The organism is Phycicoccus mangrovi, assembly GCF_018729305.1.
GTDB classification, from domain to species: Bacteria; Actinomycetota; Actinomycetes; order Actinomycetales; family Dermatophilaceae; genus Phycicoccus; species Phycicoccus jejuensis.
The window spans coordinates 126,200-140,870 of sequence record NZ_JAHHWP010000007.1 but is presented as its reverse complement, the minus strand read 5'-3'; the positions used below and the strand labels follow the sequence as shown (position 1 = coordinate 140,870).

7 protein-coding genes are annotated in these 14,671 nt (G+C 63.3%); all 7 read left to right on the top strand.

The window, feature by feature from the left end; genetic code table 11:
• Positions 1 to 242: 242 nt before the first annotated feature.
• The 7 genes from nrdR (at position 243) to pglZ (ending at position 14,668) form a co-directional block, all read left to right on the top strand.
• Positions 243 to 740: a transcriptional regulator NrdR gene (gene nrdR, locus KMZ30_RS04785; protein WP_215511359.1), complete on the top strand. Its 498-nt coding sequence runs from the start codon at positions 243 to 245 to the stop codon at positions 738 to 740.
• A gap of 58 nt (positions 741 to 798) precedes the next feature.
• Positions 799 to 3,765: a vitamin B12-dependent ribonucleotide reductase gene (locus KMZ30_RS04780; RefSeq protein WP_215511360.1), complete on the top strand. Its 2,967-nt coding sequence runs from the start codon at positions 799 to 801 to the stop codon at positions 3,763 to 3,765.
• Positions 3,766 to 4,030: 265 nt separating this feature from the next.
• Positions 4,031 to 4,621 carry a DUF1819 family protein gene (locus tag KMZ30_RS04775; protein WP_215519876.1) on the top strand — a complete coding sequence of 197 codons (591 nt, stop codon included), beginning with the start codon at positions 4,031 to 4,033 and terminating at the stop codon, positions 4,619 to 4,621.
• Positions 4,618 to 5,232 carry a DUF1788 domain-containing protein gene (locus tag KMZ30_RS04770; RefSeq protein WP_308284305.1) on the top strand — a complete coding sequence of 205 codons (615 nt, stop codon included), beginning with the start codon at positions 4,618 to 4,620 and terminating at the stop codon, positions 5,230 to 5,232. The genes KMZ30_RS04775 and KMZ30_RS04770 overlap by 4 nt, the downstream gene beginning before the upstream one ends.
• 4 nt (positions 5,233 to 5,236) lie before the next feature.
• Positions 5,237 to 8,707, top strand: a complete 3,471-nt coding sequence (gene brxC, locus KMZ30_RS04765; RefSeq protein WP_215519875.1) for a BREX system P-loop protein BrxC — start codon at positions 5,237 to 5,239, stop codon at positions 8,705 to 8,707.
• Positions 8,707 to 12,183 carry a BREX-1 system adenine-specific DNA-methyltransferase PglX gene (gene pglX, locus KMZ30_RS04760; protein ID WP_215519874.1) on the top strand — a complete coding sequence of 1,159 codons (3,477 nt, stop codon included), beginning with the start codon at positions 8,707 to 8,709 and terminating at the stop codon, positions 12,181 to 12,183. Before brxC ends, pglX begins: the two co-directional genes overlap by 1 nt.
• A complete protein-coding gene (pglZ, locus tag KMZ30_RS04755; RefSeq protein WP_215519873.1) occupies positions 12,176 to 14,668 on the top strand; it encodes a BREX-1 system phosphatase PglZ type A in 2,493 nt (830 codons plus the stop codon). Before pglX ends, pglZ begins: the two co-directional genes overlap by 8 nt.
• Positions 14,669 to 14,671 lie beyond the last annotated feature (3 nt).

Here is a 14,671-nt window from a genome sequence, read left to right as displayed (position 1 = left end):
TTCAGACGAGCGTTAGCGTGGGCCACGAGAACCTCCGGGCGGTGTAGGACCTAGACAATCCACACCTCACCCGGAGGTTCTCCTCGTCGTCAACGCCTACGCGTCACCAACGTCCCGGCCGAGTACATCTAGTGGTTACACCGCTGTAGTTCGTCCACATCTTGTGCACACGAAATGCCGGTTCTCCACAGGTTGTTCACACGAGAGTCCACCGTTCCGTCCACAGGGGGAGGCCCGCCGTCATGCACTGTCCGTTCTGCCGGCACACCGACTCCCGGGTCATGGACTCCCGCACGACCGACGACGGCGCGGCCATCCGCCGCCGCCGCCAGTGCCCGGAGTGCGGCCGCCGGTTCACGACCGTCGAGACCGCCAGCCTGAGCGTCGTCAAGCGCTCTGGCGCCACCGAGCCGTTCAGCCGGGCGAAGGTCCTCGTCGGTGTCCGCAAGGCCTGCCAGGGCCGCCCGGTCACCGAGGACGACCTCGCCGTCCTCGCCCAGAAGGTGGAGGAGTCGATCCGCAGCGCGGGCTCGGCCGAGATCGACGCGCACGAGGTCGGCCTGGCCGTCCTCGAGCCGCTGCGCGAGCTCGACGAGGTCGCCTACCTGCGCTTCGCCTCCGTCTACCAGGCCTTCGACTCCCTCGAGGACTTCGAGTCGGCCATCACCCTCCTGCGCGCCGAACGCGAGGCGACCGCGCAGGAACCGCAGGCCACCGCGCCTGTCACACCCCAGCAGTAGAACAGCACCACCAGGTCACCACCGCCCCCGGGAGAGGGGCAGAAGGAAGGGAAGAGGCATGACCGATGTCGCCGGAGCACGTGCAGGTGCCCGCAAGGCCGCCAAGGGCAAGGGGGTGAAGATCGAGCGGATCTACACCACCCCGGGCGTGCACCCCTACGACGAGGTGACCTGGGAGAAGCGCGACGTCGTCCAGCAGAACTGGAAGACCGGCGAGACGATCTTCGAGCAGCGCGGGGTCGAGTTCCCCGACTTCTGGAGCGTCAACGCCTCCACCATCGTCACGACGAAGTACTTCCGCGGCGCGGTCGGCACCCCCGAGCGCGAGACCGGGCTCAAGCAGCTCATCGACCGTGTCGTCCTCACCTACGTCAAGGCGGGCAAGGACTTCGACTACTTCTCGAACGCCGACGACGCCGAGATCTTCGAGCACGAGCTGACCTACGCCCTGCTGCACCAGGTGTTCAGCTTCAACTCGCCGGTCTGGTTCAACGTCGGGACCAAGAGCCCGCAGCAGGTCAGCGCCTGCTTCATCCTCTCGGTCGACGACTCGATGGACTCCATCCTCAACTGGTACAAGGAGGAGGGCTTCATCTTCAAGGGCGGCTCGGGTGCGGGCCTCAACCTCTCGCGCATCCGCTCCTCCAAGGAGCTCCTCTCCTCCGGCGGCACCGCCTCCGGCCCGGTCTCCTTCATGCGTGGCGCCGACGCGTCCGCGGGCACCATCAAGTCCGGTGGCGCCACCCGCCGCGCGGCGAAGATGGTCGTCCTCGACGTCGACCACCCGGACATCGTCGAGTTCGTCGAGACCAAGGCGCGCGAGGAGGACAAGATCCGCGCGCTGCGCGACGCCGGCTTCGACATGGACCTCGGCGGCAAGGACATCACCTCCGTCCAGTACCAGAACGCGAACAACTCGGTCCGCGTCAACGACGCCTTCATGCGCGCCGTCCAGGACGGAACCGAGTTCGGCCTCACCTCGCGGATGGACGGCTCGGTCATCGAGACCGTCGACGCCCGCGAGCTCATGGGCAAGATCGCCAAGGCCGCGTGGGAGTGCGCCGACCCGGGCATCCAGTACGACGACACGATCAACGACTGGCACACCAACCCCGAGACCGGCCGCATCACCGCGTCCAACCCGTGCTCGGAGTACATGTCGCTCGACAACTCCTCGTGCAACCTCGCCTCGCTCAACCTCCTGAAGTTCCTCAAGGACGACGACACCTTCGACGCCGTCACCTTCCAGAAGGTCGTCGAGCTCGTCATCACGGCGATGGACATCTCGATCTGCTTCGCGGACTTCCCGACCGAGTCGATCGGCGCCACGACGCGCGACTACCGCCAGCTGGGCATCGGCTACGCCAACCTCGGCGCGCTGCTCATGGCCACGGGCCACGGGTACGACTCCGACGGTGGCCGCGCGCTCGCCGCGACGATCACCTCGCTGCTCACCGGCGCCGCCTACAAGCGCTCCGCCGAGCTCGCCGCGGTCGTCGGCCCGTACGCCGGCTACGCCCGCAACGCGGACGCCCACAAGCGGGTCATGCGCAAGCACGCCGCCGCCAACGACGCGGTCCGCACGCTGCACACGATGGACAAGGACATCCACCGGGTCGCCACGAAGGCCTGGGACGACGTCGTCAAGCTCGGCGAGAAGAACGGCTACCGCAACGCGCAGGCCTCCGTGCTCGCGCCGACCGGGACCATCGGCTTCATGATGGACTGCGACACGACCGGCATCGAGCCGGACTTCTCGCTCGTCAAGTTCAAGAAGCTCGTCGGCGGCGGCTCGATGCAGATCGTCAACCTGACGATCCCGCGGGCCCTGCGCAAGCTCGGCTACACCGAGGAGACCGTCGAGGCGATCGTCGAGTACATCGCCGACAAGGGCCACGTCATCGACGCGCCGGGCCTGAAGACCGAGCACTACGAGGTTTTCGACACGGCGATGGGTGCGCGCGCCATCTCCCCGATGGGCCACGTCCGGATGATGGCGGCCACGCAGCCGTTCCTCTCCGGCGCGATCAGCAAGACGGTCAACCTGCCGGAGACGGCGACCGTCGAGGAGATCGAGGAGGTCTACGTCCAGGGCTGGAAGATGGGCCTCAAGGCGCTGGCCGTCTACCGCGACAACTGCAAGGTCGGTCAGCCGCTGTCCGACGGTGGCTCGACCGCCAAGGACGCCGCCGCGGACAAGGCCTCGGCCGCCGTCGCCGCTGCCACGACCGAGATCGTCGAGAAGGTCGTCTACCGGCCGACGCGTGAGCGCCTGCCGAAGCGCCGCAGCTCGCAGACGACGTCGTTCGCCGTGGGCGGGGCCGAGGGCTACCTCACCGCCGGCACGTACGAGGACGGGCGCCTCGGCGAGGTGTTCCTCAAGTTCGGCAAGCAGGGTTCCACGCTCGCCGGTGTCATGGACGCCTTCTCGATCGTCACCTCGGTCGCGCTGCAGTACGGCGTGCCGCTCGAGACGTTCGTCGAGAAGTTCACGAACATGCGCTTCGAGCCGGCCGGCATGACGGACGACCCGGACGTGCGGATGGCGCAGTCGCTCATGGACTACGTGTTCCGCCGGCTGGCGCTGGACCACCTGGACTTCGACACCCGCTCGTACATGGGCATCCACACGGCGGAGGAGCGGGCTCGCCAGCTCGAGACCGGCTCCTACGCACCGGAGTCCGGCGAGTCCGACGAGGAGCTCGTCGAGGAGATCGAGTCCCTCTCGGTCGGCATCGGCGCCACGTCGAAGAAGGCCGAGGAGCCCGCCTCCTCGTCCGCCCCGGCCCCGGCCGACGCGCCCTCCTCGGACGCGGGCTCCGCGGCCACGGTGGCGTCCGGCTCGGGTGCAGCCTCGGCCCGCGAGGTCTCCTCGGAGATCCACTCCTCGGCCGACCTCCTCGCGGCGTTCGGCAACTCCAAGGCCGCCGACGCCCCGATGTGCATGACCTGCGGGACCAAGATGCGCCCCGCCGGCTCCTGCTACGTCTGCGAAGGCTGCGGCTCCACCAGCGGCTGCAGCTGACACGGTTCGTATCGCCTGAGGGCCGCCCCCTTACTGGGCGGCCCTCAGGCATGCGGTTAGAGCGGCTCGAGCTCCACGGCGGCAACGCAACTTACGCCGACACGAGGCCCGATTGCTCCCCACAGCCGTTCGAAACCGCCCTGAACAACGGAAACTGGATGCCCGCGTCATTAGGGTCTTGGTAGGGAGGGCGAATGGGTGCGCCTGACGCCATGGAGTTGGAAGAGAGAAAGAACGTGTCATCGGGGTTGGTCAGGGCGCTGTGATGTCTCGTCGATACGCACTCTCATTCACATCCGGAGCGCTCCTTCTCCGCGAGGCGGTCATCGTTGTGCCGATCTTCCACCGCGAGCGCGACTGGTCGAGGGTCCGCGAGGTCATCGAGAGGGACAACTTGCTGCAGTCGCGCACCCACTCGTCCACTGTCCGCTTGGCGCGCGAGACTACCCAGCGCCTTTCCGTGCTCAGCGACGATGAGCTCGAACTGCTCGTCGACGCGACCTCGTCAGAACGCGGGCACGTGATGTGGGCCGCCGCTTGCCGTCGCTATGACCTGATCGGCGAGTTCGCCGAAGAGGTCCTGCGAGAGCGATTCCTCCTCCTGGCTCCGTCTCTCCATCACGACGACTTCGACAGTTTCATCCGCGGCAAGACGCTTTGGCATGACGAGATCGCTGACCTCAAGGACTCCACTCTGCGCAAGATTCGCTCAAACGTCTTCCGCATGCTCCTCGAGGCCGGCCTGCTGACGAAGCGAGGCGGCATCGAGCCTGCGCTGCTTTCCTCCCGCGTTGCCGAGTGCCTGAACCAGCGCACGCCGAGCGATATCCGATTCTTCCCAACGAGAAGGGCGTGAGAGCCGTGCAGCCAAGGGCGACGCTGACTCAGCAGGAGGAGCACCTGTTCAAGGTGCTCAGCAGCGAGCGCTTTCTGAAGATGGAGGGCTTGGGCAACGAGGTCGCCCACTTCATCTATGACTACGACCCGGCGTGGGCGCTCGACGTCGCCCACGCCAGGAAGCGCATCAAGACCAAACTCGACACAGATCTGGGCATCAAGGTCTTCGAGATCAACCTGTACGAACTGTGCGTCGCCCTCCTTAAGGAACGCAACGTCTGGGAGCGCGTGTTGGCAGCCGAGCCGACGATGGACAAGACCGACTTCCTGAAGATGCTCCAGAACATGCTGGACCCCCAGATGCACCTAGCGCCGGCCATCAAGGCACGCATCGAGGCGGAGTCGTTCCAGATCCTCTTCCTCACAGGCATCGGCGAGGTGTTCCCGTTCGTTCGCTCGCACACCGTGCTCAACAACCTACAAACCGTCGTCTCTGACAAGCCGATGCTGATGTTCTTCCCAGGACGTTACGAAGTGTCGGCGACACAGGGATCAGCCCTTGTGTTGTTCGGGCAGCTCAAGGACGACTCCTTCTACCGCGCGAAGCGCATCCTCGACCAGGAAGCATGACCCGATGAAACTCAACGAGATCTTCCTTAAGGACGTCACCCGATCGATCGAGGGTGTCGTCAAGGCCGACGATGTCGACCACCTTGGCATCGAGGTCGAGGAGTACGTGTTCACGAACGATGCCGCCAAGGGTGTTGCACCGCTGTTAGAGGAGTACACCAACTACACGAACGCCAATGGCGTCTGGATCTCGGGCTTCTTCGGCTCCGGTAAGTCGCACCTCCTGAAGATGCTCGCCCACCTCCTCGGGGACGTTCCGGGTCAGGAGTTCCCGCGCGCGAAGGTGAGCGAAAGCTTCCTGGGCAAGACCGATGACGCCATGCTGATCGCGTCGCTCAAGAAGGCTGCCGTCATCCCCGCCAAGAGCCTGCTCTTCAACATCGACCAGAAGGCCACACTGATCGCCAAAGATCAGACGGACGCGCTGCTCAAGGTCTTTGTCAAGGTCTTCGATGAGAGTCGTGGCTACTTTGGGAACGACGGAGCCGTCGCGCGGTTCGAGGAGGATCTCGACAAGCGCGGCCAGTACGACGCGTTCAAGGCTGCATTCCAGAATCACGCCGGCATCGAATGGGCACAGGGACGAGAGCAGACGGCGCTCGAAGGCCACAACATCGACAAGGCGTTCGCCGACGTCAACGGAGGGGCCAACCCCGGCATCATCGCGCAGTACCAGAAGTCGTATGCCGTCTCCATCGAAGACTTTGCCGCGTCCGTGAAGGCGTGGATCGACAAGCAGGAGCCCGGCTTCCGGCTCAACTTCTTCGTCGACGAGGTCGGCCAATTCATCGCCGACGACGTAAAGCTCATGCTCAACCTTCAAACGATCGCCGAGTCCCTCAACACCAAGTGCAAGGGACAGTCGTGGGTCTTCGTTACCTCTCAGGAGGACATGGACAAGGTCATCGGTGACCGCACCAAGCAGCAGGGCAACGACTTCTCCAAGATCCAGGCGCGTTTCAGCGCAAAGGTGAAGCTCACCAGCCAGGACGTGGAGGAGGTCATCAGCAAGCGCCTCCTCGAAAAGAACGACGAGGGTGCAGCCGAGCTCATGGCCATCCACGTCAAGGAGGGTGCGAACTTCAAGACGATCTTTGACTTCGTCGACGGTGCGAAGACCTACCGGAACTACGTTGACGGCGGGCGCTTCATCAGCGCCTACCCGTTTGTGACCTACCAGATCCCGATGTTCCAAGCCGCCATAGAGGGTTTGTCGGACCACAACATGTTCGAGGGCAAGAACAGCTCGGTCGGCGAGCGGTCCATGCTCGGTGTGGTTCAGGAGGTCGCTAAGCGCATTGGCGCGGAGCAGGTCGGCTACCTGGCCACGTTTGACCAGATGTTCTCCGGGATCAGCGCGGCGCTGAAGTCCGCAGCTCAGAGCGCCATTCTGCAGGCCGAGAAGCACCTTCCCGACCCGGGATCCGACGTCACGGTCCTCGCCAACCGCCTGCTGAAGGCGCTGTTCCTGGTCAAGTACGTTGACACGTTCAAGGCCACCCCCCGCAACCTCACGGTGCTCGTCTACGACCGTTTCGGTCTCGACCTCAACGCGCTCGGCAAGCAGGTGCAGGATGCGCTCAACTTGCTGGAGACGCAGTCGTACGTCCAACGCAATGGCAACGTCTATGAGTACTTGACGAATGAGGAACAGGAGATCGAGAAGGAGATCAAGTCGGTCGACGTCGACTCCTCCGAGGTCTCAAGCAAGCTCTTCAAGTACCTCTCCTCCGACATCCTCAAGACGAACAAGCTCAGGTACGCCAAGAACGGCCAGGACTTCCCGTTCGGCTACAAGCTCGACGACATCGTCCAGGGCAACCAGCGCGAGCTGACCGTCCACTTCATCACGCCCGAGACGAATTACACCGACACCGAGATCGCCGCGCAGAGCATGGGCAAGGACGAGCTGCGCGTGTTCCTTGGCCGCGACAAGCGACTGCTCGCGGACTTGCGTCTGCTGCTCAAGACGGAGAAGTACACCAAGCAGCGCACCAACTCAGGTGCGTTGCCTTCGACGCAGGCGATCCTTCAGTCCAAGCAGGTGCTTAACGCCGAGCGCGAGAAGGAGCTCATCGAGCGCCTCCGCCAGGCCGTCGGCAAGGCGCAACTGATCATCAACGCCGCCGAGATCACCTCCGCCTCTCAGGACGCAGTCACGCGCGTGAGCGACGGATTCCAAGAGCTCGTCAACCGGACTTACACGAACCTCAGCCTGCTCGGAGGGAAGGTCTACCCGGAGCAGCAAGTCGCGGCGGCGATCCAGAATGACCAGGGCCTGTTCAGCGCGGGATCGCTGAGCGCGTTTAGCTCGCCCGGCACCGAGATGGAGTCGTGGATCATCTCCCAGACCAACCTTGGGGAGCAGGTCACCGTCAAGAAGATCGTGGACCGGTTCGAGTCCAAGCCGTATGGGTGGGACCTCGGCTCCATCGAGGTCGTGCTCGGTTGGTTGGTCGGTAACGGAAAGGTCGCGCTTGCGGTCGATGCGAACCCTGTTGTGCGAACCGAGGCCGCATCCATCATCCGTAACACTGGCAAACAGCAGCACACCGTCGTCGCGCCCCAGAAGGCGTACGACGCGACGAAGGTCGCCAAGTTCAAGACGTTCTGCACTGACTTCTTTGACGAGGGCGCCGTACCAAGCGACTCGACCGAGCTGGCCCGCTTCGGCAAGGACAAGCTTGCGGCCAAGCGCGACGAGCTCAACGCCCTCGTGAGCAGTAGCCGCTATCCGTTCGTCGCCCAGCTCTCGGCCGTCGTCATGCTGCTCGACCAGGTCGTCGGCAAGCCCGTCGACTGGTATCTCAGCGACTTCGACAAGGCCGACGAGCTGATCGAGGCCAAGGAGGAGCTAGTCGATCCGATTAAGTCTTTCCTCAACGGCCATCAGGCCAAGATCTTCGATGAGGCGGATGCCCTCCTGAAGGCCAACACGGGAAACCTCGGCTATCTCCCCGCCGGCAGCACTGACAGCGTCGAAGCGCTGCTTGCAGACCCGAATGCCTTCCGCGGCAGCAAGATGAACCAGCTCAAGGTGGCGGTGGATACGCTCCGCGGCCTGATCGAGAGCAAGGTGAGTGAGAGCCGAGCAGCAGTTCGGAGCGTTATTGAGAACAAGCTGGCGAGCCTGGTGGAGGAGCCGATCTACGGCGCGGCAACCGCGGAGGCGCAAAAGTCGGTCACCGGCCGCGTCGACATCGTGTTTGCGAGTCTGAACGGTGAGCGGCTGGTCGCGGTGATGGAACAGACCGGTGCGCACTTTGTCTCGACGATCTATCCCGCTCTTGTCGACGAACTGGCAGAGTCGGCGAACCCATCGGAGCCGGTGAAGCCATCGGTGGCCCTCAGCACCATCAAGGTGCCCACTGGGCCAGCCTTCATCGAGAACGAGACCGATATGAACCACTACCTGGCCGCGCTCCGCGCAGCACTCGTCGAGACCCTCAACGACGGAAAGCGAATCACGCTCTGATGGAAACCGCACCGCTGAAGTCGTTTGCCACCGCGGCGCGCACCGAACTGATCCGCGAAGTGGGAGCGCGGATCACCGCTGTGTTCGCCCAGGGCTCGCCCGAGCGCGTGGAGCAGCCAAAGGCCGTGACCGCGCTGGAGCGTGCCATCGCCGGAGCCGGCGGAGGCGAGAAGGGGAAGGCGCACGTCGCCGACAAGGTCGCGTACACCTGGTTCAACCGCATCATCGCGCTGAGGTTCATGGACGCCAACGGCTACACCGGGATCGGTGTTGTCTCGCCTGCGACCGATCAACTCGGCCAGCCCGAGGTGCTTGCCGCAGCCAAGCGTGGCCAGCTCGACGCCGACGTGGTCAAGGGGACCAACAGTGCCACGGTCACAGGACTGCTCAACGGCACCCGTCAGCCGCGCCCCGGCGTTGACGCCCAGGCCGAGGCGTACGCGCTGCTCCTTGCGGACTACTGCCGTTTCTGGAACACGGCCATGCCCTTCATGTTCGAGCGGGAGGGCGACTTCACCGAGCTGCTCATCCCGGCCAACCTGCTCGCCGAAGACTCCGTCCTCAGCCGGTCGGTCACAGTGCTCACCGAAGAGGTATGCCAGGACGTCGAGGTCATCGGCTGGCTCTACCAGTTCTACATCTCGGAGCGGAAGGACGAGGTCTTCGCTGGGTTCAAGAAGAACAAGAAGGCCGGTGCCGACGAGATCCCCGCAGCCACGCAGCTATTTACCCCGCACTGGATCGTCCGCTACCTCGTCGAGAACTCCCTCGGGCGTCTCTGGATGCTTAACCGCCCGTCGTCGGGTCTCGCACGCCAGATGGACTACTACATCGCCCCGGTCGACGGAGAAACCGACTTCCTCAAGATCAGCACGCCGGAGGAGCTCAAGGTCATCGACCCTGCATGCGGCTCGGGCCACATGCTCACCTATGCCTTCGACCTCCTCTACGCGATCTACGAAGAAGAGGGCTACGCGCCGTCCGAGATCCCCAGCCTGATCCTGGCGCACAACCTATACGGCACTGAGATCGACCCCCGCGCAGGAGCCCTCGCGGCTTTCGCGCTGACCATGAAAGCCGTCGCCAGACGCAAGCTCTTTCTCAAGAACCCGGTCACGCCGAGCGTCTGTGTGGTTGAACCGATTTCGTTTGAACCCAGGGAACTCGAGTTTCTGCTTGCGGCGGGTGGCGACAAGCATGCGGAAGCTGCGTTCTGGAACCAGTTCCAGCACGCTGACACGCTCGGTGCACTAATCGAGCCAGATCCTGAACTAACCCGGACGATCGGCAAGCGTCTTGAAGAGCTCGACGACGGCGGCGATCTATTCTCGACCGACGTGCTCGCGCGAGCCCACAAGGTGGTCAGGCAGGCAGATGCGCTGAGCCGCCGCCACAACGTGCTTGTGGCCAACCCCCCCTACATGGGGAGCGCAAACATGGACGGGCAGCTTTCGGCGTACGTGGAGGAGCGGTTTGCCGCGGGCAAGGGCGACCTAATGACGGCGTTCATGCTCCGTGCTGGCGGGCTCGTCTGTGCTGGTGGCATCTGGGGAATGATAAATATTCCAACTTGGATGTTCCTTTCGGCGTACCGCAAGCTGCGGGAAGGTCTCTTGAGTCGAAGCTCCATTGCAAACATGCTCCATCTTGGCCGCGGTGTCTTCGGAGCTGACTTCGGTTCCGTGGCATTCGTTGTCGAAACCGTTCCCCCGCGAGAGCAAACAGTTGGGGTGTATCGGAAGCTGTTCGAGGAGCATGTCGAGATTCGCTCGAACGATCAGATTGAGGCACTCTTTCGCAACCCGCGGTACCACCGGTTCGTTGTCAACCAAGCTGACCTGAGTCACCTGCCCGGGGCGCAGATCGCCTACTGGATTCAGCCGTCAACCCTCCACGCATTCTCCGGGGAGGACTTCACCTCGTTCGCTACACCGCGCATCGGCATTCAGAGCGGAAACAACGAGAAGCACTACCGGTACTGGTTCGAAGTGTCCGCTCGCAAGATCTGCAGGGATGTCACCTCCATCTCGGGCACGGCAGGACGCAATCCCGCCTGGGTTCCGCTGCAGCGTGGCGGAGACCGGCGCCGCTGGTATGGGAATGTTGACTCGGTCGTGAATCTGGGATCGGCCGGCTCCGAGATTCTCGGCTCGAAGAATGCCTCCCTGCGGAACGTCGACTCCTACTTCCAGGAGTGCGTTGCGTGGAACCGCTTGAGTAACGGCCGCTTCTATCCGCGGTACGTCGATGCTGGGACGGCCTTCGATGACGTGAGCCCGTTCGTTACGGCGCGGTCTGGTCACTCCGTTCCGTATCTCCTCGGTCTATTGGCGAGTAAGCCCACGCGTCACTTCCTGGGCCTCTTTAACCAGGGCCGAAAGACCGAGGTTGGCCATGTCGCGTCGCTGCCGTGGATTCTTAAGCCGGTCGACATCGAGAAAGTCGAACGTCGTGTGGATGAGCTTGTGACTATGGCGCGCGCAGATTGGAATAGAGCCGAGACCTCACTCGACTTCGCCGGCCTCGACCGAATCGGTGGTCAAGCACCTCAGCTTGTTCAGGCCTGGGCCAGGGGCGTCGAGACCGAGATGGACGATGCGGTTTCCGCGACGCTGCGTCTGGAGCGGGAGAACGACGACGCGTTCATCGAGGCATACGGACTTGGGGACGAGCTCGCGGCCGGCCTCGCCGAGGAGGAAGTGACCCTTCTTGGCAACCCGCGGTTCCGCTACGGAAAGGGCGACACTGGATCCCTGCGCCGAGCTGATCTCGTGCGTGACCTTGTCTCGTATGGCGTCGGCTGCATGTTCGGCCGATACAGCCTGGACGAGAAGGGACTGATCCTCGCGGACCAGGGCGCCACCTTGGAGGACTATCTCGCAAGGGCACCGACCCCAACTTTCGTGCCGGACCAGGACAACGTCGTCCCCATGGTCGACGGTGACTGGTTCGAGGACGACATCGTCGCCCGTTTCCGCGCGTTCCTGCGGGTCGCCTTTGGCGAAGAGCATTTCGACGAGAATCTGCAGTTCGTCACAGCGGCGCTCGGGGTGAAGGACCTTCGCGACTACTTCGTTACTAAGGCTGGAAGGTCGAAGTTTTACGACGACCACGTCCACCGGTACAAGAAGAGGCCGATCTATTGGCTGTTCTCCAGCCCCACGGGATCCTTTAACGCTCTCGTCTACATGCACCGCTACACGCCGTCCACCGTTTCGACGGTGCTGACCTACCTGCGCGAGTACGCAACCAAGCTTGAGTCGAGCCTCCAGCAAGCTGAGCGCGCTGGCAACGGAAAGGAAGCCGACCGGATTCGGAAGATCCTGATTGAACTCAACGAGTATGAGCACGACACGCTCTACCCGAAGGCATCTGAGAATGTCGTCATTGACCTCGACGACGGCGTCAAGGTGAACTACCCGAAGTTCGGTACGGCGCTGAAGAAGGTCACCGGCTTGGAGTCGGCCGGTGACTGACCTGACCTCCGTCAAGGACGCCCTCCAGGACCGACTCGCCTCCCAGCGGGTCGTGTTCTGGCATGACCCGCTGGGCGAGTACGCCTCCGAGTTGGACGCCCTCGACCTCGGGGCTGTGAAAGTCATCCGCGTCGAGGGCAATGAGTTCAGCGTCAAGAGCAGTGTTCTCGCCGATCACATCACCGGGCACCTCGTGTATCGGTCCGGCGATGTCCCGCGCGGCGCCGGGAACTGGCTGCTTGATCTGGAGCTCGCCTACGGGGTATTCACTGCCGACAAGACCTCCATGCTCCAGCAGGAACTCGGTCTCAACGACCCGGCATTCGCTCCGGTCATCGAGCAGCACCAGAAGTTCTTCGCCGCGAACAGTCGGAAGCAGGCGCTAGAGAAGCTCCTGACCGACGGGGACGACGCCACCCGCCTCCGCGCCAAGATGTGTCAGGTCCTCGTGAGGGCATCCGGAAACAAGCTCAATGACATCACGCGGGAACTGCTCGCCGAAAACGCCGCAGGCAAGACGGGCAAGTTCGACGACCTGGTCAGCTTTGGACTCGACGAGTTCTTCTGGGAAGGGCTCGCCAGCATCTACAAGTACCCCAGCAAGGCCCCGACGATGGACGACTTCATCCTGTGGATGTTCAGTCGGGCCATCGAAGAGTTCGTGTCAGCCACCCCGGACGAGTTCCGCAACGTCCGAAGCGACTTCAACAGCCTCCGCTACGACGTCCGCAGTCAACAGATGATGACTGCGCTCGCATCGCGGGCCGCTGAAGCGCTCGACGTGAAGTCCAAGATCGAGCACGGCGACTATCGCGACCTGGCCAAGGTCACGATCTTCGAGGAGGTCGACCGCAAGGTGATTGTCGACCTGGCCGCGGCCGTCGCTGCTCAGTCGGTGACGCCGCGTGAGGTCTCCGACGTGGTGCGTCAGCGCCAGGAAAGCCTGTGGAAAGCCAAGTACGCCAAGTTGTACTCGGCCATCCAGAGCGCATCTGAGCTGTTCGCTGCGATCGCCGGTCTTCCGAGCGCGATCGCGTCGGTCGATCTCGGGCTTGAGAAATACCAGTCCGACTGGTTCCGCATCGACCAGCAGTACCGCTGGTTCACCCACGCCTACCAGAGTGCCGACTTCCAGAAGCCCCTCGAATCACTCAAGGCCGAGGTCGACAAGCAGTATGCCAACAAATACCTCTACGAATTCGGCGGGTGCTGGCAGCAGGCACTGGAGCCCACTGGCGAGTGGAAGTCTGCGTCTCTCGCGCCGCAGGCCAAGTTCTTCGAGCATCACGCCGCACCCGTCGTAAAGGATGGACGCACCAAGGTGGTCGTGATCATTTCGGACGGCATGCGGTACGAGGTCGCCCACGAACTTGCTGCCTTGATCCGCAGCGAGGACCGCTTCAATGCATCGCTGTCGGCGGTGCTCGGATCGCTGCCGAGTTACACCCAACTCGGCATGGCGTCGCTGCTTCCGCATTCGAAGCTGGAGCTCGATCCGAACGCCCTGCCGGTGCTTGCGGATGGGAAGCCGACGAACGGCACCGCGAACCGCGACAAGGTTCTCCAAGCGGTTAACGGGCATGCGATTGCCGCCGCCGATGTACTCGCGATGCCTGCCGACGAGCTGCGTGAGCTCTATAAGCAGCATCAGATCTTCTACGTCTACCACGATCGCATCGATGCGGCCGGAGACAAGGCGGCGACCGAGCGGACCGTCTTCGAAGCTGCGGAGGAGACTCTCCGGGAGCTGCTGATTCTTGTGAAGAAGTGGACGAACGCCAACGCCACCAACATCCTGCTCACAGCCGATCACGGGTTCCTCTATCAGGACATCCCACTGGAGACGTCGTACTACGTTTCGGAGTCACCTCAGGGTGATGCAGTCACGAAGGTCAACCGTCGCTACGTGCTGGGTCGGGCGCTGAAGTCTTCTCCTTCGTTCATGACGTTCACGTCGGCCCAGGCGGGTCTCGCTGGGGACATCGACATCCAGATCCCGAAGTCGATCCACCGCATCCCACTGCCGGGCGCCGGCACCCGCTATGTGCACGGAGGCGCATCCCTCCAGGAGATCGTCGTCCCTGTGGTAACGGTCAACAAGAAGCGCAAGAGCGACGTGCGCCGCGTCAACGTCGACCTCATGCCTGAGACCGACAAGATCACAACGGGCCAGCTTGCCGTCAAGCTGCTTCAGCGGGAGCCAGTGGCCGACAAGATCCAGCCGCGCAAGGTCCGCCTCGGCCTGTACGTCGGTGACACGCTGATCTCCGACCAGCCGATCCTCACGTTCGACAGCGCATCCGAGGATCAGCGCCAGCGATACCAGTCGACGACCCTGTACCTGACCCAGGACGCCGACGACTTCAACAACCGCCCGGTCGAGTTGCGGCTCGAAGAGCCCATCCCGAATACGACACAGTGGAAGTCGTTCTCGAAGGGCAACTACACCATCAAGCGTTCGTTCACGACGGACTTCGACTTCTAGGAG